The organism is Streptomyces coryli, assembly GCF_011044975.1.
In the GTDB taxonomy this organism is placed as follows: Bacteria; Actinomycetota; Actinomycetes; order Streptomycetales; family Streptomycetaceae; genus Streptomyces; species Streptomyces coryli.
The window spans coordinates 1-1,729 of the sequence record NZ_JAAKZV010000507.1; the positions used below are offsets into that span (position 1 = coordinate 1).

Sequence of the window (1,729 nt, forward strand, 5' to 3'; positions counted from 1 at the left end):
GCGCCCTACCCCCCGGCGAACCAGAAGCAATCGCCCGCGACACCCTCCTCGCAGCCGAGGGCCCCGCCCTCGTCGTCACCTCGAGCCCCACCCTCTGGTCCGACACCAAGGACTCCCGCGCCAAGCTCGGCCCGACCCTCCTCTACGACCCCGCCCAACTCTGCGACACCCCCGACAGATTGCGCTGGTCCCCCGTCCGCGGCTGCGCCGACCGCACGGAAGCCACCACCCGCGCCGGTACGCTCCTGGCCCCCCTCCGCTCGCCGCACCGCCCCGACCCGGTGGCCGACGCGGCGGCCATCCTTCTCGCCTGCTGGCTGCACGCCGCGGCCGTCGACGACCGCAGCCTCAGCCACGTACACCGCTGGGCAGCCGCCAAGGGGGCCGCCCATGAACCGGTCCGCATCCTGCGCACCTCAACAAAAGCGGCCTCCGGCAGCGCCGGCGAACTGGAATCGATCCTGACCGCCCACCCCGAACGCCGCGACGAGGCCCAGGACATGGTGAAACGCGCCCTCGGCGCCCTCGCCACGCTCCACATCCGGAACGCAACCAATCCAAATCGGACAGATTCGCTCACGCTGGAGTCATTTATCGCCGAGGGGGGAACGCTCTACGCGGTGGGCGAGGCGATCGAGGACCCACGCCGCAGCCCCGGAGCCATGCCACTGCTCACGGCACTGGCAGCAGACGTGGTCGAGCACGGCCGCCGCATGGCCGCACGGTCATCCACCGGCCGGCTCGACCCACCATTCACCCTGGTCCTGGACGATGTGGCGGCCGTAGCCCCCATCCCGTCACTCCCGGACCTCCTGGCACCGGAGGCGGCAAAGCGCACCGGCCTCCCGGTCCTGGCCCTCCTCCGCTCCCCGGAACAGGCCACGGCCCACTGGCCGAATCTCACCGACCAGCCGGCCTGAGAAGCAACTCCCGCCCACACGCCACCAACTCCGGCCGCGCCAGCCCCGGCCCGGTAACCACCACGACGAAATCCCCGGCCCGATACGTCCACGCCTGCAGCAGCCGGGGCACCCCCGCCCGCCGATCCGGCCGGATACGAAGCTCGCCCGAGCCCGAACCCGAGCCCGAAGCGGAACCCGAGCCCGCAGCCACCGGCGTCACCCGATACGCACACAGCCCCGCCCAAGCCCCCGCACACGCCTTGTACGCCGCCTCCTTAGCAGCCAGCAACAGCGTCGCATCCAGCCCCTCATCCACCCGATCCCCCCGACCGAGCACACCCCGCAGCACCTCATTGCCCGGATCAGCAACCTCCACATCCACCCCCACCGGACACCCACACCGCCGCACCGCCGCCACCGTCACCTCTCCCCGATGCGACAGCGATACGGCCCAGGGCGCCCGCCTCCCGCCAACCACCGGCACCGGCGCCCCGCCCTCGCCCCGCACCAACGCAAACCCCTCGGGCAGCACACCCAACACCCGCTCCAGCGCAGCCCGTACCACCGCCCGCCCACCATCGAAATCCCGCCGCCGCCACGCAGGCAACAACCCGCGCAACGCCACCTCGCGCGGATCCACCGGCAGAGGCCGCGAGCCATCCGGCCACCGCACCGCCACCACAACAGCGGCATGCCGCCCCACAGCCATCACGGCGTCAGCCGGGCAGGAAGCCGCGCGAAGCCCCGAATGACGAGCTGATCCGCCCGTACGGGAGGCCCAGCAGCCTCAAGCCGGGAAAACCGCCGAAGAATCTCCCCCACCCCTG

General features: G+C 72.2%; 1 protein-coding gene and 1 pseudogene. One reads left to right on the forward strand and one right to left on the reverse strand.

The window, feature by feature from the left end; translation table 11 throughout:
• Positions 1-920, forward strand: a pseudogene (locus G5C51_RS41765) (type IV secretory system conjugative DNA transfer family protein); the annotation flags it as partial.
• Here the strand turns inward: G5C51_RS41765 and G5C51_RS41770 are convergent.
• Positions 901-1,542: a 4'-phosphopantetheinyl transferase family protein gene (locus G5C51_RS41770; protein WP_165246123.1), complete on the reverse strand. Its 642-nt coding sequence runs from the start codon at positions 1,540-1,542 to the stop codon at positions 901-903. The pseudogene G5C51_RS41765 and the gene G5C51_RS41770 sit on opposite strands and share 20 nt — an antisense overlap.
• Between the last annotated feature and the right edge of the window lie 187 nt (positions 1,543-1,729).